The 18,363-nt window shown below is 68.5% G+C and carries 17 protein-coding genes; 3 read left to right on the plus strand and 14 right to left on the minus strand.

Going from position 1 to position 18,363, the window contains the following annotated elements; all coding sequences use genetic code 11:
• Positions 1–74: 74 nt before the first annotated feature.
• The 4 genes from ACFE87_RS14820 to ACFE87_RS14835 form a co-directional block, all read right to left on the minus strand.
• Positions 75–1,424, minus strand: coding sequence for a hypothetical protein (locus ACFE87_RS14820; protein ID WP_375460419.1), 1,350 nt, complete (start codon positions 1,422–1,424; stop codon positions 75–77).
• A gap of 44 nt (positions 1,425–1,468) precedes the next feature.
• A complete protein-coding gene (locus ACFE87_RS14825) occupies positions 1,469–1,957 on the minus strand; it encodes a hypothetical protein (RefSeq protein WP_375460420.1) in 489 nt (162 codons plus the stop codon).
• A 163-nt stretch (positions 1,958–2,120) separates the two neighbouring features.
• The gene (locus ACFE87_RS14830) at positions 2,121–3,656 is read right to left on the minus strand and encodes a bifunctional metallophosphatase/5'-nucleotidase (RefSeq protein WP_375460421.1); all 1,536 of its coding nucleotides are present in this window, start codon (positions 3,654–3,656) and stop codon (positions 2,121–2,123) included.
• 715 nt (positions 3,657–4,371) lie between these two features.
• Positions 4,372–5,007, minus strand: coding sequence for a glutathione S-transferase C-terminal domain-containing protein (locus ACFE87_RS14835; protein WP_375460422.1), 636 nt, complete (start codon positions 5,005–5,007; stop codon positions 4,372–4,374).
• A gap of 207 nt (positions 5,008–5,214) precedes the next feature.
• Here ACFE87_RS14835 and ACFE87_RS14840 point away from each other — a divergent pair, with 207 nt between their 5' ends.
• Positions 5,215–5,445: a DUF485 domain-containing protein gene (locus ACFE87_RS14840; protein WP_375460423.1), complete on the plus strand. Its 231-nt coding sequence runs from the start codon at positions 5,215–5,217 to the stop codon at positions 5,443–5,445.
• Positions 5,442–7,109 (plus strand): cation acetate symporter, encoded by a 1,668-nt coding sequence (gene actP, locus ACFE87_RS14845; RefSeq protein ID WP_375460424.1) that lies wholly within the window; start codon positions 5,442–5,444, stop codon positions 7,107–7,109. Before ACFE87_RS14840 ends, actP begins: the two co-directional genes overlap by 4 nt.
• Before the next feature lie 30 nt (positions 7,110–7,139).
• Here the strand turns inward: actP and ACFE87_RS14850 are convergent, their stop codons facing one another.
• From ACFE87_RS14850 to ACFE87_RS14895, 10 genes are all read right to left on the minus strand, one after another.
• Positions 7,140–8,570, minus strand: a complete 1,431-nt coding sequence (locus ACFE87_RS14850) for a flavin monoamine oxidase family protein (RefSeq protein ID WP_375460425.1) — start codon at positions 8,568–8,570, stop codon at positions 7,140–7,142.
• Between the two features lie 205 nt (positions 8,571–8,775).
• Entirely contained in the window at positions 8,776–9,777 is a 1,002-nt protein-coding gene (locus ACFE87_RS14855; RefSeq protein ID WP_375460426.1) for a TRAP transporter substrate-binding protein, read from the minus strand.
• 14 nt (positions 9,778–9,791) lie between these two features.
• A complete protein-coding gene (locus ACFE87_RS14860) occupies positions 9,792–10,424 on the minus strand; it encodes a glutathione S-transferase family protein (RefSeq protein WP_375460427.1) in 633 nt (210 codons plus the stop codon).
• Positions 10,425–10,485: 61 nt separating this feature from the next.
• A complete protein-coding gene (locus tag ACFE87_RS14865) occupies positions 10,486–11,247 on the minus strand; it encodes an SDR family NAD(P)-dependent oxidoreductase (protein ID WP_375460428.1) in 762 nt (253 codons plus the stop codon).
• Positions 11,248–11,256: 9 nt separating this feature from the next.
• Positions 11,257–11,646: a c-type cytochrome gene (locus ACFE87_RS14870; protein WP_375460429.1), complete on the minus strand. Its 390-nt coding sequence runs from the start codon at positions 11,644–11,646 to the stop codon at positions 11,257–11,259.
• A 92-nt stretch (positions 11,647–11,738) separates the two neighbouring features.
• Positions 11,739–12,905 carry a lycopene cyclase family protein gene (locus tag ACFE87_RS14875; protein WP_375460430.1) on the minus strand — a complete coding sequence of 389 codons (1,167 nt, stop codon included), beginning with the start codon at positions 12,903–12,905 and terminating at the stop codon, positions 11,739–11,741.
• A gap of 145 nt (positions 12,906–13,050) precedes the next feature.
• Complete coding sequence (locus ACFE87_RS14880) at positions 13,051–13,791, minus strand: DUF2189 domain-containing protein (protein WP_375460431.1); 741 nt, start codon at positions 13,789–13,791, stop codon at positions 13,051–13,053.
• A gap of 124 nt (positions 13,792–13,915) precedes the next feature.
• A complete protein-coding gene (locus ACFE87_RS14885; RefSeq protein ID WP_375460432.1) occupies positions 13,916–15,892 on the minus strand; it encodes a heme lyase CcmF/NrfE family subunit in 1,977 nt (658 codons plus the stop codon).
• 3 nt (positions 15,893–15,895) lie between these two features.
• Positions 15,896–16,354 (minus strand): cytochrome c maturation protein CcmE, encoded by a 459-nt coding sequence (gene ccmE, locus ACFE87_RS14890; RefSeq protein WP_375460433.1) that lies wholly within the window; start codon positions 16,352–16,354, stop codon positions 15,896–15,898.
• A 176-nt stretch (positions 16,355–16,530) separates the two neighbouring features.
• The gene (locus ACFE87_RS14895) at positions 16,531–17,109 is read right to left on the minus strand and encodes an NADPH-dependent FMN reductase (protein ID WP_375460434.1); all 579 of its coding nucleotides are present in this window, start codon (positions 17,107–17,109) and stop codon (positions 16,531–16,533) included.
• 224 nt (positions 17,110–17,333) lie between these two features.
• On the opposite strand from ACFE87_RS14895, the gene ACFE87_RS14900 reads away from it, so the two are divergent.
• Positions 17,334–18,344, plus strand: coding sequence for a Bug family tripartite tricarboxylate transporter substrate binding protein (locus ACFE87_RS14900; protein ID WP_375460435.1), 1,011 nt, complete (start codon positions 17,334–17,336; stop codon positions 18,342–18,344).
• Positions 18,345–18,363: the final 19 nt, after the last annotated feature.

An 18,363-nucleotide genomic window follows, 5' to 3' on the forward strand; every position in this document is an offset into this window, starting at 1 on the left:
TGCCGCGAGAACCGGCAGGTCTTTTTGCGAGCAGATCCTCGCTAAGACCCAGGCCGTTGATGGCGCGGCGGCGCCTATCGCGGCACGAGGTCGCCGCAACCGAGCTTCGTCTCGCCGCAGATCCCTCCGGCCGTCACGTTGAAGGCGCAGAATCCTGCCTGCCCGGCGGCGACGTCGAACCGGTCCGGGCTCTTGCCGACAAGGGCCGAAACGCAGATCGAGGGCGCCCCGATCGCCTCGCCTCTCAAAATCCCCGCCATCGTGAACCCGACATAGCCGTCCGGCTGGGTGATGCGGGTGACCGGGACTTCTCCGGTTGTCGCCTCCCGGCCGCGCTTCACCGCCTTGATGAGCCCCTGTCCACTCGTGTTGCTGCTCTCGAACCCGACCGCCGCCTGATAGGTGAAGGTGCCCGATCCCGATTTCAGGCCAAAGGTGAAGATCAGCGAATTCGGAGCGCCGTCGATCGCCTGGGCCGGGAAGGGGAGGAGCTTCTCGATCTCGGCGATCTGCACGCCCTCATCCGTCACGCTGCTTCCGGCTTGCGTCCTCGGTCCCGGGGAAGGTCCCGGATCCGACGCGGGCGCCGGCCCCGGCCCCCGCTGCGGCCCGGACGTCGGCGCCCGATCTCCCTGCTTCGGGGCCGCCGTCCTTGGAGGCTGGCCATCGAAATAGCCGCTGGCCCAGATTGCTCCTGCACCGACCGCGAGCACCACCGGGACGATCACGCCCCATCTTTGCGGGGGTGCAGGGGCTGTGGCCTGCGTGCCTAGAAGAGGCAGGGGCTTCACGCCGCCCGGGGTCGCGGGAAGGGGCCGGACCGGGATCGGATTCGGGGCGCCTGGCAGAGGAAGCGGCCTGACGGGAAACGGCCCACCATTTTGGGGCAGGGGGAGCGGTTTCGGTCGCGCCGGCGGCATGGCGGCCGCCGCCGCTCCAATCGGCTCAATGGCCGGGACGGGCTGCGCGTCGGGCGCGGGCTGGACGGATGTCGGCCCCGTCTGCTCCGCCGGTTCGACGAGGTCGGAGCGGCTTGCCGTGCCGGATGCCGTCGCGGGGAGGGGATCGGCGAACGACGCTGGAGCCGGTCTCGCCGGCATGCTCGTCGCCCCTGCCATGACCTTCGCCCAGGTTTCGACGGCAGCCCGGGCCGGTTCGGGGCTCGAGCCGAAATTGTCGACGATCTGGGCGGTTTCCTGACCGATCTTGAAATCCGAGGCCGGACCGCCATCCCGTAGCCGCGTCGGGACGCCGGCGTCGAAGGCCGTGATGAGAAGATGCACCCCGCGCGGATCGTGAGGGGCGCGGTCCCGCAGCGTCTCCAGCAGCCGGGAGCGCTCCTCGAGAATGCCGGTCCCGTCTTCGCGCAGGATGTCCGCCAGGATGGTGGAGAGATCCGGCTCGTCGTTCGGCGTGCCGTCCATGATGCGTTCCTGTGAGCGCGGTCGGGCGCGTGTCTACCCAGATGCTACGATGCGCGGGGCCGGCGCAGGCGACGGGCGAGCCGGAGAGCGAGCCCGGTGATGACGAGGCTCCATCTCGCGAGAGCCGCTTTCCACGACAGTGCCGGCGAAGCCGAGCCGGGAAGCGGCCGCACCGGCACCGGCTCGCCCGGGAGCGGCAAAGGTCGGATCGGCTGCGTGCTGGCCCCGCCGGCCGTGCTGGCGGCGAACGCCGCCCAGGTCAGAATGGCTGCCCGGGCGAGATCGGGGCTCGCCCCGTAGCCCGCCACCATCCGGTCCGTCTCGTCCTGGAGAGGGGTCGGTCCCGCGCCGCCCTGCGCTTGCAGCCGTCCGGCGGCACCGGAATCGTAGGCCGTCATCAGGAGACGCACGGCCCGGAGGTCGCCCGGGGCGTAGTCTCGCAGCAGCGCGAAGAGCCGGGCCCGGTCGCTCAGGATGCCGTTGCCGTGCCGACGAACGATCCCGTCCAGGACCGCGGCGAGGTCGTTGCTCACGCGGTCACCCCTGACCCAACACCGGAGCGCCGAAGAGTCCCGGGCGGGCCGTTCCTCTGCCCCGTCGAGCCGCCCGCATCCGCCACGTCCCCGCGCCGATCCACACGCTGCAACTTATCTGCGGAGCCGGCCTCCTGCCAAGCTTGATAACGGGCGTCGCGTCTTAGTCGAGGGCGACGATTCGGCCCTCGAGCGCGGGGCTGACCTCGCCGCGGGCCCGGACGTAGTCCATCACCTCGGTCGCGACGAGCTTGCCGTCGGTCGCGCCGATCAGCACCCGGCCGCGCGCCAGCATGGTGTAGCCGTCGCCGCCGCCGAGCATGAAGTTGTTCGCCGCCAGCCGATAGCGCCGTGCGAGATCGAGAGGCTCGCCGCCGACCGTCACCGTCCGGACCCGGCGGCCGACGGGAGCGCGTCCGCTATAGGCGACCCTGAGCCCGGAGACCTGGGGAAAGCGGCCGCTCGGTTCGCCCGCCGCCGAGAAGCCGTGTTCGAGCACGGCCACGATGTCCGCACCGGACAGGTCGACCAGCACCGTGGTGTTGCCGAAGGGAAGTTCCGACAGGATGTCGCGACGGCGGAGCGTCGCTCCGGCCGGATAGATCTCGTTCGCCCGGATCGAGCCCGCATTCATCACGGTCACGTCGGCGCCGGTCGTCTCTCGCATCGCGTCGCTGACGAGGTTGCCGATCGCGGCCTCGCCCGAGCGGACCACGCCGGTGCGACTGTCGAGCGCGACCGCCGTCGTGCCGAGCACGACGTCGAGCACGGCCGAGAGGCCGCCCTCATAGGCCGCGACCACGCGCGTCACGTCCGGGTCGGGCACGACCTTGGCCGAATCGTGAACGCGAAAGCTCGGCGACCAGGCGATGGTGCGGGCGAGGCCTTCGCCAGAAACCGTCGCCGTCACGTCGATCGCGGTCACGAAATTTCCCTCCTCGCTCGATTCCACCATCACGGTCTTGCCGTCGAAGGTGATGGCGAGGTCGTGGTCGTGGCCGGTGAGCAGGATGTCGACGAGGCGCGAGCGGACGATCTGGTTGTCGACCGCCCGGTCGGTATGCGTGACGGCGACCAGGATGTCGGCGCCCCGGGCCCGCAGCGCCTCGACCTCGGTCCGCAGCGTCTGCATCACCGGGTTGAAGCGAAGGTCGCCGGAATGGGAGACCCGCGGCACCTCCTCCATGACGAGACCGACGAGGCCAACCTTCACCGGGCCGAAGCCGTAGATCTGCGAGGGCCGCATGCCCGGCACGGGCGAGCCGTCCGCGAGGCTCACGTTCGCGCCGAGGAACGGGAAGCGCGCCTCGCCCATGCGTTTGAAATAGGCGTCCTTGCCGAAATCGAATTCGTGGTTTCCGGGCACGAAGACGTCGGGCTCGATCAGGTTCGTCAGCGCCACGATATGCTCGCCCTGGTCGAAGCCGGACATCAGCGAGGGCGAGAAGGTATCGCCCGCATGGCAGAACAGGGTCGGCACGCCGCGCGCCCGCTCGGCCTTGACGATCGCGGCGAGCCGCGGAAACCCGCCCCGGCCCTTGGTCTCGCCCATCTTGTAGATGTCGTTGACGAGCAGCAGCGTGAAGGTCGGCGGCAGCCCGCCGGCCGGTTGCGCGACGGCGGGCGCCTCCGCATCGACGAAGGCGACCGACACCCCGGCCCCGATGCCGAACACCCCCCGGCGTGAGATCCTCGCCATGCCCGTTCCGTCCTCCTGACCCCCCGTCCTTAGCTCGGCTCGCGCGGAGAGGGGAAGCGCAGCATGGCGGCGGCCACCCCCGACATTCCGGGGCTTGCTGAAAGCGAGAACCCGAAACCCACGGAAGCGCGGCAGACTGGAAGCGATCCTCTCCGTGCGGGCATCCACCCATCGCGTCATCCTGAGGAGGCCGGCACAGCCGGCCGTCTCGAAGGACGCACGCCCCCTCCACCAAGCCGGTCGCGTGCTTCGAGACGCCGCTGCGAGGCTCCTCAGCATGACGCCGCCGGTGGAAGAGCCTGTGCCCCGCCCACGCACCGTCCTTCCCGGTCCCCAGGTCGGTCATCACGGGATGCTTCAAAGAACAGGTCGAGGGGCACGAGACGCCGGACGCTTGATCTTGGTAGTTTGGAGAGCCTCTCGGCGCCCCGCGCGCGGCGATTTCGGACCGGACCTTCCGGACTTCGGCACGGCGCCACGAGGCCATAACCTCGCCCGCCGCCCTTAAGCGCCTTCGGCGCGCCCCGGCCGTAGTACCGGGGGGACGGATCTGGACCGGCCTCCCGAGTGCGGGGCCGCGAACCCCGCCCGCAGGCGCCGATCCTCCCCCGCCATCACGACGCCTCGCGAGAGCGCCCCTCGGCGAGGAGGATGTCTGCTTATATTCCTAGTACATCGTTGGTGTCAAGCTTGTCGCCGCATCATCTAGCGGGGATCAGACCACCGGGTCGCTGATGACCTGCGCGTACGGTACCGAGCCCTTGAACGAGGGTCTCTCCTCCAGCCGATCGTGCAGCGCCGTAAGGTTAGGATGATTGTCTCGCCACGGCATCTCCGGCATGCGCACGTTGAGCCAACCGAGGCAGCTGCCGACCGCGATATCTGCGAGGGTCAGCCGGTCGCTAACGCAATACTCGTTGTCGGCGAGAAGGCGGGAGATCTCGCGCAAACCACCTTCAGCCTTTCTGAGCTGGCGCGCCGTCCATTCCTGGCTTTGGGCGGCCTCGCTCCGTGCGCGCTCCCAAAAAACGAGCACGCAGGCGTCGCAGATTCCGTCGCTCAGCACCTCGAACCGCTTGGTGAGGATGATCTCGTCCGGGTCAGCCCGAACGAGCGGTGGCTCCGGATGCTTCAGCTCGACCCATTCGTTGATGAACCGGGATTCGTAGACACTATCGCCATTCTGGCAGATCAGAACAGGCAGCTTCTCAAGGGGATTATACTTGGGCGTCGCCGTATCCCTGTTCCACGGCACCTCCGTGATCAGCTCGAACGGGATGCTCTTCTCGGCCAGCTGGATACGCACTTTGCGCGCATAAGGGCTGGGGGTCGCACTGATGAGACGGTACATGGTGGAGCTGTCCGCACAAAGAGGTTGGGCAGCATCTAAGACCGACACTGCCGGACGATCAACGTCCCACGGCGTCATCCCATGATCGTTTTGCCGCCGCTTTGAATAAAGTTTTAGCAGTACTGCTTCTTGATGTGTCAGGGCGTCTGTAGACCTCCTGCTTACCCGTCGGTAAATTCGAGATAGTTGGTGCCAGGGAGTGCGCAAGTGCGTCTAAACACATTCCACCTAGGCGTCGGCCTGCTAGCCTTCCTGGGCTCGCTATTCTTCCTGTTTATGGGCCTTGCCGCCTTCGCGCCGAGCTATCTCGCCCGTCCCATAGTGCAGGGTGGAACGGTCAGCCTCTGGTTCCTCTACGCGATCGGCCTGATCTGGACGTCGGTACTCTGCACGGGTCTCCACGTCCTGGTCGCCAACGCGCTCGAGGATCGGGCATGATCCGGCTTGCGGGAGGCGGCCTCGCATTGCTCGCCGGGACCGGCGTGGCGCTGAGCCAGGCTGCCACCCGGACGCCGCAGAGTGGCCTGAACGTCACGGCGATCGGCCTGTTCGTATTCTTCGTCGCAATCACGCTCGTCATCACGTATTGGGCCGCGGGCCGAACGCGATCGGCCGCCGATTATTACACGGCGAACGGCCAGGTCACGAGCGCGCAGAACGGGCTGGCGCTCGCTGGCGATCTCATCTCGGCGGGCGCCTTCCTGGGACTTTCCGGCCTGATCTTCGGAACCGGCTTCGACGGTCTCGTCTATGCTGTTGGCTATACGCTCGGCTATCCGCTGATCATCTTCTTCCTGGCGGATCCGCTGCGCCGGCTGGGAAAGTACACCTTCTCGGACGTGATCGCCTTTCGGCTGTCGCCGCGGCCCGTCCGGACGCTGGCTGCGTTGTCGTCGCTGTCGATCGTGTCGTTCTATCTCATCGCCCAGTTGGTCGGAGCGGGGCAGCTCATCCAGTTGCTCTTCGGCTTGCCCTATCTATACGCCGTCTTGAGCGTCGGCATCCTGATGATCTGCTACGTCATGTTCGGCGGCATGGTGGCGACGACCTGGGTGCAGATCATCAAGGCCGTCCTGCTCCTCTGCACGGCGACCTTCACGGCGCTACTCACCCTGTCGTATTTCGGCTTCAGCTACGACCGGATCATCGCCAAGGCCGTCGAAGTCCATGCCAAGCACGGCGCCATCCTGCAGCCTTCGACCTTCGCGGCCTCGCCGTTCTCGACCTTGTCGCTCGCGGTGGCGCTGTTCGTCGGGGCCGCCGGCCTGCCGCATCTCCTGATGCGCGTTTTTACGGTCCCGGATGCACGCGCCGCCCGCAATTCGATGTTCTGGGGCTGCGCCATCGTGGCCTACTTCTTCTCGCTGATCTTCATCATCGGGTTCGGCGCCCTGGCGATCGTCGCATCCTCCCCCGAATACCTCGGGCCCAACGGCGCACCGATCGGTGGCGGCAACATGGTCGCGATCCACCTCTCGCATGCACTGGGCGGCAACATCCTGCTCGGGCTGAACTCCGCGATCGGGTTTGCCACCATCCTGGCTGTGGTGGCGGGATTGACGCTCGCGGCTGCCTCGGCCGTGTCCCACGACCTCTACGCCAGCGTGCTCAAGCGGGGATTGGCGAGCGATCACGACGAGGTCCGGGTTGCCAAGATCGCGACGCTAGGGGTCGGCATCGTGGCCGTCCTCCTCGGGATCGCTTTCGAGCGGCAGAACATCGCCTACATGGTCGGCCTTGCCTTCTCGATCAGCGCGAGTTCGAATTTCCCCGTCCTGATCCTGGCCATGTACTGGAAGGGATTCACGACGCGGGGCGCCGTCATCGGCGGGAGCGTCGGGCTCGTGAGCGCGCTTTTGCTGACGATCGTCGGCCCGCCCGTTTGGGTGAAGGTGCTGGGCTATGCGGAGCCGATCTTCCCGCTGGACCCGCCGACGCTGATCACCCTGCCGCTTGCTCTCGCTACTTGCGTCCTGGTGTCCATCTTCGACCGTTCGGCACAGGCCGAGACGGATCGCGCCATGTTCGAGCGTCAGCGCGCCCTGCTCAAGAACGGCAGCAGGGCGACCGCCGGCGAGGTGCCGGGAGCGGCGAGGGCGTAACGTGCGCGCCTTGGATCGCCCACGTCATCCTCACACCCGCCCCGCCGCCTCATGCACCTCCTGCGCGGCGCGCAGCCCCGATTCGATCGCGCCCTGGATCCAGGCGTGGTGGAGGGAGGCGTGTTCGCCGGCGAAGTGGAGGCGGCCTTCGGGGGCGATGGTGTGGGGGAAGAGGGCCGTCTGCTGGCCGGGCTGGAACATGGCGAAGGCGCCGCCGGCGAATTCGTCGTGGTGCCACATCTTCGAGGCGCCGCATTCGAACTCGATCTGCGCCTGGGGGTGGATGAGGGCGAGGTTCTCCAGCGCCTGGACGACGCGGTCGTGTTCGGAAAGCGAGCCCCAGCGCTGGGCGTCGTCGGCCCAGGTGTAGCTCGCCAGCACCACGCCGCGGCCGGTCTCGCGGCCGTGGTCGGGATAATAGGCGTTGCGGATCGGCAGGTCGGTGACCGAGCCGCCGCCATAGATGCCGTCATCCTCCTCCCAGAAGCGGCGGTTGAACTGGAGGAGGACCTTGGCCGAGGCGTCGTAATGCAATTGCCGGATCGCTCGCTGCTTCGCGTAGCTGAGCGGCCGGGCGATCTCGATGTGACGCAGCACCGGGAACGGGACCGTGACGACGGCATAATCGCCCCGCACGGCGAAGCGTCCGCCGGCCGTCCGGTAGTGAATGCTGACGCCGGTGTCGTCATGCTCGATCGCGAACATCTTGGCCCCGAAGCGGATGCGGGAGCCGAGAAGTGGCACGAAGGCGCGCGGCAGCCGGTCCATGCCGCCCGCGATCTCGACCATGTCGACATAGTATTGGCCGACCTCCTCGCGCAGCAGCTCGAGGAAGGACATGTTCATCACCGCCTCCTGCGAGGCGAGGAGGCCGAAGGTCTCGATCAGTCCTTCCGACCAGTTGTTGGCCTCGAGGAATTCGCGCGTCGAATATTGATCGTATTCGTGCGAGATCCGGTCCCAGACGCCTTCGCCCTCCTGCTCCACCCGGTGAGCGAAGGGCTGGATGACGGCGTTCCAATGAGCCAAAGCCGTGCGGCCGCGCTCGCCGGTCGCGAGGTCGAAGCCGAGCTGGTCGAAATCGATCTCGGCATCCTTGATGCGGCATTTGCGGCCGTGCAGGTGGTAGAAGCCCTCCGGGTTGTTCATCGTGAACGGCTCGACCGCGAGGCCGAACTTTTCGACATAGGCCATCGAGAGCTTGTGGGCGCGCGGGATCCGCATCGCGCCCACTTCCGCGTAGAGCCCGTGCGTGAAGGGCTCGCGCAGCGTGCGGACCCGGCCGCCGACGCGTTGGCGAGCCTCGATCACGGTCACCTCGTGTCCGGCATCGTGCAGGTGCTGCGCGGCAACGAGCCCCGCCATGCCGGCGCCGACCACGACGACGCGCGCCGTCGGCGAGCCTGGGGGGAGGCCGTTCTGGATAAGAGCGAGGAGGTCGGCGGTGCGGATCGAGGCCATGTCGTGCGCGTCAGAATGTGGCCCGAGCGGGCTCGCGGGCCTTTCCCTCCCCGGAGGGGAGGGCGAGTCGAAGCGGAGCTTCGAACCGGGGTGGGGACAGCCCGGGCCGCGTGTCCCCACCCCGGTTCGGCCTCGCCGACTCGGCCCTCCCCTCCGGGGAGGGAGATCGCCGCCGTGTGTCGGGCGACGCCAGGCCCATGGCTCCTCAGCCCTGCTTGAAGCTGTCGAGGATGGCGAGGGCGGCCGAGCCGGCCTTGGTGCGCCAGTCGGCGATCGTGGCCTCGCCGGCCCAGCGCAGGAGCGAGGCGATCGCCGGGCCGAGTTCGGTCCGGATGGTGACGCCGTTCTGGCGCATGCGGGCGTAGTTCTCGTCGAGCCGCGTGCGGAGCGCCTCCCATTGGCGCGCCTCGGTCGCGGCGCCGGCCCGGTCGACGGCCTGGCGGATCCGGTCGGGCAGTGTGCGATGGACCTTCGCGTCGAGGACCGCGAAGGAGAGCGGGATCGCGTAATTCACCTCCGCGAAATGAGGCAGGAACTGCCACAGGTTGCGGCCGGCGCCGCCGTCGCCCGAGGAGAGGACCGCGTCGACGCTGCCGTCCTTCAGCTTCGGCATCGCATCGGCAAAGGACAGGTTCTGCGCCTTCGCGCCCGCCCGGAGGAGGACTTCGGTGGAACTCGCGTCGTAAGCCCGGACCGAGAGCGCCCGGAGCGCGTCGACCGAGGCGAGGTCGGTCCGGGTCCATAGCCCGGTCGGCGGCCAGGGCGTCACGTAGAGGAGGACGAGGCCGCGCTCCGCGAGCGAGCGGAGATAGGCGTCGCGGGCGAGGTCGGCGAGGCGGCGGGCATCCGCCACCGACCGGACCAGGAAGGGCAGGGAGGACAGGGCGAAGAGCGGGTCGAGGGCGGAGAGCGCCGGTCCGAAGGCGTCGCCCGCTTCGATCTGCTGCGCGGCGACCGTCTTGACGATCTCGGCCGACCGGAACTCGCCCTTGGCGTCGAAGACCGGCTCGATCGCGATCTCGCCGCCCGAGAACTCGGCGAGCGACCGGGCGAAGGCCGCGATGCCCTCGCCCGGCATGGCGCTCGCCGGATACTCCGTCGCCATGCGCCAGCGCGTCTCCGCCGTGGCCGGCCGGGCCACGAGGACGGCGGCCCCGCCGAGGAAGAGGCCGGTCGCCTGGCGGCGGGTGAGGGATCGCGCGGGCATGTCGTGCCTTCCGGTCAGTCCGGCATCGGGATGTCGCCCGTGTGCTTCGGGACCTGGTAGCCGCGCTGCACGGCGGGCCGGAGCGCGATGGCCTTGTACCAGCGTTTCACGCTCGGGAAGGCGTCGAGATCGACCTCGTGCCAGGCGTAACGCGAGACCCAGGGCCAGCAGGCGATGTCGGCGATGGAGTATTCGTCGACGATATAGTCGCGGCCTTCGAGGCGGCGGTCGAGAACGCCGTAGAGCCGCTTCGCCTCCTCGACGTAGCGCTCCTCCGCATAGGCCGAGGCGCCTTTGTTGGCGCGCAGGAAGTGATGGGCCTGGCCGGCCATCGGGCCGAGCCCGCCCATCTGCCACATCAGCCATTCGATGACGCGGTAGCGGGCCTCGCCCTCGGGCGGCAGCAGCGCGCCGGCCTTGTCGGCGAGGTAGATCAGGATGGCGCCGGATTCCATCAGGCTGATCCCGGTCTCCCGGTCGACGATCGCCGGGATGCGGTTGTTCGGCGCGATCTTCAGGAAGTCGGGCTGGAACTGCTCGTCCTTCGAGATGTCGATCGCATGCGCCTCGTAGGAAAGCCCGAGTTCTTCCAGCGCGATCGAGACCTTGCGGCCGTTCGGCGTGGTCCAGGAATAGAGGTCGATCATGCGGCTCTCGTCATGGGGAATCGGGGAGATCACGGGCGCGGCACGGCCGGGCAGGACCTGCTCAGTTGAAGCCGCCGTCGACGACCACCACCTCGCCCGTCATGTAGCTCGCGCCTGCGGCCAGGAACAACATGGCTTCCGCGATCTCCTCGGGCCGGCCGAGGCGGGCCAGCAGGGTGCGGTCGCGCGTCTCCGCCTTGCGGCTCTCAGGCCAGGGCGCCGTGATCGGCGTGTCGACGAGCCCCGGCGCGACCGCGTTCACGCGCACATCCGGCGCGAGCGCCCGGGACAGGGCCTTCGTCAGGTTCACGAGCCCGGCCTTCGAGGCGCCATAGGCGATGCTCGAGCCGCGGCGGCCGAGGCCCGCGACGGAGGCCGTCATGACGATCGCGCCTTTGGAGGCCCGCAACGCCGGCGCCGCGGCGCGGCTGCAGCGGAACGGGCCGACGAGGTTCGTCCCCAGCATCTTCTGCCAGAACTCGTCCGTCATCCGGTCGAGTTCCGGAAACGGGATCGGCTCGACGGTCCCGGTCACGCCGGCATTGTTGATGAGGTAGTCGAGCCGCCCGAGCGAGGCGATCGCGCTCTCGACCATGGCCTCGGCGTCGCCGGGCTTCGCCGCGTTGCCGGGCGCTCCGACGACGTCGAACCCCTCGGCGCGAAGGCGCGAGACCGCCTCCTCGCCGCGCGCGTCATCCGACAGATGGTTCAGGGCGACGCGGGCGCCGCAGCGCGCGAAGAGCGTCGCGGCCGCGAGGCCGATGCCGGAGGCGCCGCCGGTCACGAGGACGGTGCGTCCCGTCAGGTCAGCCGTGATCGTCATGCGGGCTCCTCAATTCGCGGCTTTGTTTCCGGTGGCATCGAATTGCTTCAGGTAAGCGACCAGGTCGTTGACCTGCTGCTCGTTCTTCAGGCCCGCATAGATCATCTTCGTGCCCGGGATCTTGGCCTTCGGATCCTTGATATAGTCCCGGAAGGTCGCCTCGTCCCAGGTCAGGCCGGAATTCTTGTTTGCGGGCGAATAGGCATAACCTTCGTAGCTCCCCGCCTTGCGGCCGAAAAGTCCGTTCAGAATGGGGCCCACCGCCGATCTCGCGCTCGGTCCGACCTGATGGCAGGCGCGGCATTGGGCGAAGACCCGCTCGCCGGCGGCGGCGTCCTGGGCGGCCGCCAGACCCGGCGCCACGAAACACGCGACCATGCTCAACACGATGACCCGCATCCTTGTCCTGCCTTTCCCGATCCGCCCGCTCGCGGACACCGTCGCCACGATGGAATGGTTTCAGTCGCGATCCAACCCCGTTCGACGAGACATTACCGGCCGAAGAGGGGCGGAGGCGTCCGGAATGCCGCGTCGATCATCGGCCATTTCGGCATCGCGGCGATCACCCGGGCGATGTCGGTTGGACTGCCGACATCGTTCAGGAAGCGGATCAAGGGCTCGGGCCGGCAGCGGGCGAACAGGCTGACGAAGAGATGCGGCGCGATCTCCGGCGCGCGGAGCAGCGCGGACAGGAAGACCTCGTCCATCCAGCTGGCGGTTCGGCTGCGGACGCGAAAGGGCGTGGGTCGCCGGCCGGCGGCGATCCCGGCCGCGAGCTCGTCAGCCATCCGCTGGATCGCCAGGAAGGCATAGCCCGACGACGGCTTGACGGCGCCGCCGGCCGTCCCGATCGGGATCACCCGTCCGGCCGCCTCCGGCGCCCGCAAGCCGGGGCTCATCGGGATCGCGCCTTCCTCCTCGAAGCGAGGGGTAAAGGCGGTCACGCCGAAACGCGCGCCGAGATATTCGCGGATCGCGGCGCGATGGTCCGGCAGCGGCACATGCGCCGGCGCGAGCCACGTATCCTCGACCAGCGCCTCGGTCGGCGATGTCGGCAGGACGTAGAGGAAGTGGACGACCCCCGGATGCTGCGGCACGTCGAAATCCATCAGGGTCGCCCGCGACGGATCGAAGACCGGGGCCTCGGTCACGACCTCCTGGCCGAGGAAGCGCTGCACGAAATCGCCCGGCGGGCCGGGCGGGGGCGGCCGGCTGTCGAAGACGAGGCCCGCCTCGATCGGGCCCGCCTCGGTCGTGACGGTGACGCCGTCGGTTCGCTCCGCCATGCCGAGCGCCCGGCAGCCCATGCGAAGCTCGACCTGTGGCGCGCGGTCGAGCCGGGAGAGTGCGACGTCCCAGAGCCGATCCGACGGGATCATGTCGTAGGGGCATTCGGCGCTCGTCTGCGATGCCGCGACCGGCCGGCCGGCCGCATCGCGCCGCATTACCTCCCAGCTCTGCCAGGAGGCCGAAACGGCTGGCGCGAAGGGATGGTCGAGGAGCCGCCAGGAACACCAGGTCCGATCGCGCGGACTATGCGTGCGCGGCTCGAGGACGAGCGTCCGGATCTGGGGGAGGTCGGCGAGCCTCACGGCAAGGCTCAGACCCGCGAGACCGGCGCCCAGGATGACGACGTCGTAGTCGGAACGGTCGGCCACGACGGCTCCCGAGGCGCGAGCCGGAGCGGCCCGTCCAGGCTATAGCGCCCGGAGCGGCCGCGTGAAATCCGCGGACGACGAAGGGGCGATCACGGCTGGACCGTGGCCCTGTAGAGGTGCCACGTCGCGTGGCCGAGGATCGGCATCACGATCGCGAGACCGATGAAGAGCGGGATTGAGCCGAGCGCGAGCAGCCCGGCGAAGATCGCGCCCCAGGCCGCCATGGTGCGGGGTTGGCGAGCACGACCTTTCGCGACGTCTCCATCGCCGTTCCGATCCCGACATTTCGGTCCAGGATCATCGGGAAGGCGATCACGCTGACGGTCAGGACCAGGATTGCGAAGGCGAGTCCGACCGCGTTGCCGACGAGGATCAGGGCCCAGCCCCGGCCCGTGGTCAGGATCTCGCGGATCAGGTCCGGATAGCTCGCATTGGCCCGCTGGCCCATGATCGCGCTGAAAAGCCCGTAGGCCGTCGCGAGCCACAGCAGAAAGATCACCACCAGCACCACGCCCATCCCGAGGATTGCGCTGATCGATGGTCCCCTCAGCACCGCGAAGGCGTCGGTCCAGGTCGGCACCTCGCCCCGCTCGCGCCTTCGGCTGAGTTCGTAGAGCCCGATCCCGGCGAGCGGACCGACGAGGGCGAAACCGGAGGCGAGAGGGAAAAGGAGGGGCATGGTGGCCTCGCCGAAGGCGAAGCTCGACAGGAAGACGCCGAGGATCGGATAGATCAGCCCGACGAAGATAAGGTGGCTCGGCATCGCCATGAAATCGGCATAGCCCTTGGCGAGCGCGGTCTTCAGGTCGTCGATGCCGACGATCCGGGCATCCGGAATTCGGTTCGGCATCGTCGGCCGAAGATAAGTAGCGTCGGACATGGCCATGGCGACCTCCCCGTCGAGACGCTCGATCCTGGCATAGCTGATGGCGCGGTGTCGATCCGGAACCCGGTCATTTGCCCGGGCCTTCCGATCCGGGCGGCCGAGTGCTCGACCCGCGCCGAGCGCCCTACTCGGCTGGAACCAGGCTCGTCGTGCGCACCCGGCCCGGGGCGCCGACGCGAAGGCTCCGGTCGCTGAGCGAGAGGGCGGCGCCGGCCGCCATCGCGACGGCACCAAGCCAGATCAGGAGAACGAGCGGCTTGTCGTAGAGGCGGAGCCCGACCGACCCATCCGGCGAGACCTCGCCGAGGCTCACGTAGAACTGGCTCACGCCGCGGGTCAGGATTCCGGCTTCGCTCGTGGTCATCTCGCGCGAGGGAAAGCTGCGCTTCTCGGCCTGAACGGGGCCGAGCACGACACCGTCGCGGCTGACCTCAAGCGTCGCGACCTGGGCCGAGAAATTCGGGCCGGGGCTCGTGCCGAGCGAGACGAGCTTCGCCTGGTAGGACCCGACCGTGAGGACGGTGCCGGTCCGGGCGGTCGCGATCGTCTCGCCGCTCCAGGCCTGGGCCGCGAGTCCGATCACGGTGATTCCCATCCCGGCATGCGCGACGACGCTGCCCCATGTCGCGCGCGGCAGCCCGACGGCGCGGCGGAGGGCGAGACCCGCACCGCGCCCCGGGACCCAGGACCGGCTCCAGATCTCGGTCATCGAGCCGAGGACCAGGAAGGCGCCGAGCCCGATTCCGAGCGGTGCGGCCACCGGCCCGCCTGCCTGCATGGCGACGAGCGCGAGGACGAGCACGATCGCGGCCGCCATCGCGAAAAGCAGCCGCTGCCCGGCCGCGAGCGCGTCGCCGCGCTTCCAGCTGAGCCGCTGACCGAAGGGAACAAGGAGGAGGAGCGGCACCACGAGCGGCACGAAGGTGAGTGCGTAATAGGGCGCCCCGACCGAGATCTTGTCCCCCGTGATTCCCTCGAGTGCGAGGGGATAGAGGGTGCCGAGGAAGACCGTCGCGCAGGCGCTGGCAAGGAAGAGGTTGTTCAGGATCAACGCGCCTTCGCGGGAGATCGGGGCGAAGAGCCCGCCCTGGCGCAGGGCCGGCGCCCGCCATGCGAAGATCGCGAGCGAGCCGCCGATGAAGACGGACAGGATGATCAGGATGAAGATGCCGCGGCCGGGATCGACCGCGAAGGTGTGGACCGAGGTGAGCACGCCGGAGCGGACCAGGAAGGTGCCGAGCAGCGACAGCGAGAAGGTCAGGATCGCGAGCAGGATCGTCCAGATCTTCAGCGCCTCGCGCTTCTCCATCACGACGACGGAGTGGAGGAGGGCCGTGCCGGCGAGCCACGGCATGAGGGACGCGTTCTCGACCGGATCCCAGAACCAGAACCCGCCCCAGCCGAGCTCGTAATAGGCCCAGTATGAGCCCATCGCGATGCCGAGCGTGAGGAAGCTCCAGGCCAGCAGCGCCCAGGGCCGCACCGCCCGCGCCCAGACGGCGTCCACGCGACCGTCGATCAGCGCCGCCATGGCGAAGGCGAAGGTCATCGAGAAGCCGACATAGCCGACATAGAGGAGCGGCGGATGGATCGCGAGGCCGAGATCCTGGAGGATCGGGTTGAGGTCGTTGCCCTCGAGCGGGGCGGGGTCCAGCCGCCGGAACGGGTTCGAGGTGAAGAGGACGAAGATCTGGAAGGCGCAGGTGACGGACGCCTGGATCGCGAGCGCGAGCGTGCGGAGCCGGAGCGGCACCGCCCGCGGATTCGCGGCGACGAGCGCCCCGAAGACGGCGAGGATCAGAACCCAGAGGAGCATCGAGCCCTCGTGGTTCCCCCAGACGCCGGAGACCTTGTAGATCATCGGCTTCAGGGTGTGGGAATTCTCGACCACGTTCGCGACCGAGAAGTCTGACGTGACATGGGCGGCGGTCAGCGCCACGAAGGAGAAGAGGAGAAGGCCGCAGACTCCGAAGGCGGCCGGACGCGCGATCCCCATCAGCACCGGATCGCCGGTCCGCGCGCCCCAGAGCGGCAGGACGAGCTGCAACACCGAGAGCCCGAGGGCGAGCGCGAAGGCGTAGTGACCTGCCTCGATCAGCACCGGCTATTTCTGCGTCGTCTTGCGGAGGCCAGAGCCCTCCTGCCACCGACCCTGCGCCTTCAGGGCGTCGACGACCTCGCGCGGCATATAGGATTCGTCGTGGCGGGCCAGCACCGTGTCGGCCACGAAGGTGCCGGAGGCGGACAGGATGCCCTCCGTCACGACGCCCTGACCCTCCCTGAAGAGGTCCGGCAGGATGCCCCGGTAGCGCACCGGGACGCGGGCGTTGCCGTCCTCCACCGCGAATTCGATCATCTGGTCCGACCCGCGCCGGACGGAGCCGGATTCGACGAGGCCGCCGAGCCGGATGCGGGTGCCGACCGGGCCGGACGCCACGACCTCGGTCGGGGCCTTGAAGAAGACGATCGTATCCCGCATCGCGAACAAGACGAGGGCGAGGGCTGCCGCAAGGACGATGCCCGAGGTCCCGATGATGGCCAGGCGCCGGCTGCGGCGCGTCACGGACACATCCTCGATCGGCCGGAAGGCGCTGCGCCCGGCATCCGACCGGGCGAGGCCGCCGAGGTCATTCGAGAGATCACGTGAGGTCGCCCGTTGAAGGAGCCGAAAGGTGCTTCAGCCCGCCTGGCAGGTCAACGGGACACGAGCGCGCGGCCATCCTGGCGCTTCCTGGACGCTCAATACGGCACGCCTTCGGCCCGTTGCCGCCGGAAGGCCTCGGCATACCAGTCGACTTCGTCTAAGAACTTGGTCGCGGACCGGTCGAGCCAGGGTTGGAGCGGCTCGCCCTCCGGGCTGAGCGTCTTCCCGATCTCCGGGATCGGCAGGATGGACGGGATCGAGGGCGTGCCGAGCTCGGCGAGCATCGCCCGGAGCTGCATCGCGGCCCTGACGCCGCCGTAGCGGCCGGCCGAGTAGCAGCAGATGGCGGAGGGCCGCCAGAAATACTCTTCGAGGAAATAGTCGAGCGTGTTCGAGAGGGCGGGCGGAATGGAATTGTTGTATTCGGCCGAGACCACCACGAAGGCGTCGGCGCGGCGATAGAGGGTTGCCAGCCGCTCCAGCGTCTCCGGGGCTTCGCCCCTCGGATGCTCCTTGTACATGCGGTCGAGGAGCGGAAGCTGGAGCTCCCTCGGATCGACCAGCGCCGCCTCGTGGCCGCGTTCGGTGAGCCGCCGGATCACGAAATGGGCGGCCCGGATGCCTTGCCTGTCGGACCGGACGGTCCCGAGGATCACGGGTATGCAGAGCGGCATCGGCATCTCTCCCGGTCCGACCGTGACGGCTTCGACCCATCCTGCACGAAGGCACGGCCGCCCCTGAGCGGCAAGCCCGTTCATGGCCCGCCGGACCCGGGCGCGGAGGTCTGCGGGGACACGGGCGCTGCGAAGCCGCTTGTATGGACCCGCCATCGATGCATAGTCACCCGCAACGACACGTGGACGGGCAGGCTGAATCAGCCGTCCGCCGGGAGGACGACATGACACGCCGACATGCATCGCGCTGCCTTGCCCTCGCCGCGGCCGCCCTCGTCCCGCTCCTCGCGAGTCCGGCCCGGGCCGCCTGGGAGCCGACCAAGTCCGTCGAGATCGTCGTCGCGGCCGGGCCCGGCGGCGCGTCCGACCAGATGGCCCGGATGCTTCAGGCGGCGATCCAGAAGCACAACCTCCTGAAGCACCCGGTCGTCGTGTCCCTGAAGGGCGGCGCGTCGGGTGCCGAAGCCCTGATGTACATGAAGTCGAGCGAGGCCGACCCGCACAAGTTCCTGATCGCCTATTCGCTGATCTACACGCTGCCGCTGGCCGCGAAGATCCCCTTCGACTGGCGCCAGCTGACGCCCGTCTCGATCCTGGCCTTCGACCAGTTCGGCCTGTGGGTGAACGCGGACTCGCCCTACAAGACCGTCAAGGACTTCACCGAGGCCGCCAAGGCCGCGAAGCCGCCTTTCAAGATGGGCGGCACCGGGTCGAAGCGCGAGGACCACATCCTCACGGCCTTCGTGGAGAAGCGGACAGGCGCGAAGTTCAGCTACCTGCCCTACAAGTCGGGCGGCGAGGCCGCGACCCAACTCGTCGGCAATCACACCGCCGCGAACGTCAACAATCCGTCCGAGAATCTCGAGATCTGGCGCGCCGGCCAGGCGCGCGCGCTCTGCATCTTCGACAAGGAACGCATCGCCTACAAGACCAAGGTCGCGGGCGACCTGTCCTGGAACGACGTGCCGACCTGCCGGGAGCAGGGCCTCGACGTGGAATACACGATGCTCCGGGCCATGTTCCTGCCCGGCAAGGTCACGCCGGACCAGGTCGCGTTCTACACCGACCTGTTCAGGAAGGTTTCCGAGACGCCCGAGTTCAAGGATTACATGGAGAAGCAGGCGCTGAAGCCCGCCTTCATGACCGGGCCGGAGATGACGGCCTTCCTCGAGAAGGACGACACGCTGCACAAGCAGCTGATGACCGAGGCAGGCTTCGTCGCGGGCACGAATTGAGCGGCGCCGCTCCGTCATT

This window comes from uncultured Enterovirga sp. (genome assembly GCF_964242715.1).
Taxonomy (GTDB): domain Bacteria; phylum Pseudomonadota; class Alphaproteobacteria; order Rhizobiales; family Beijerinckiaceae; genus Enterovirga.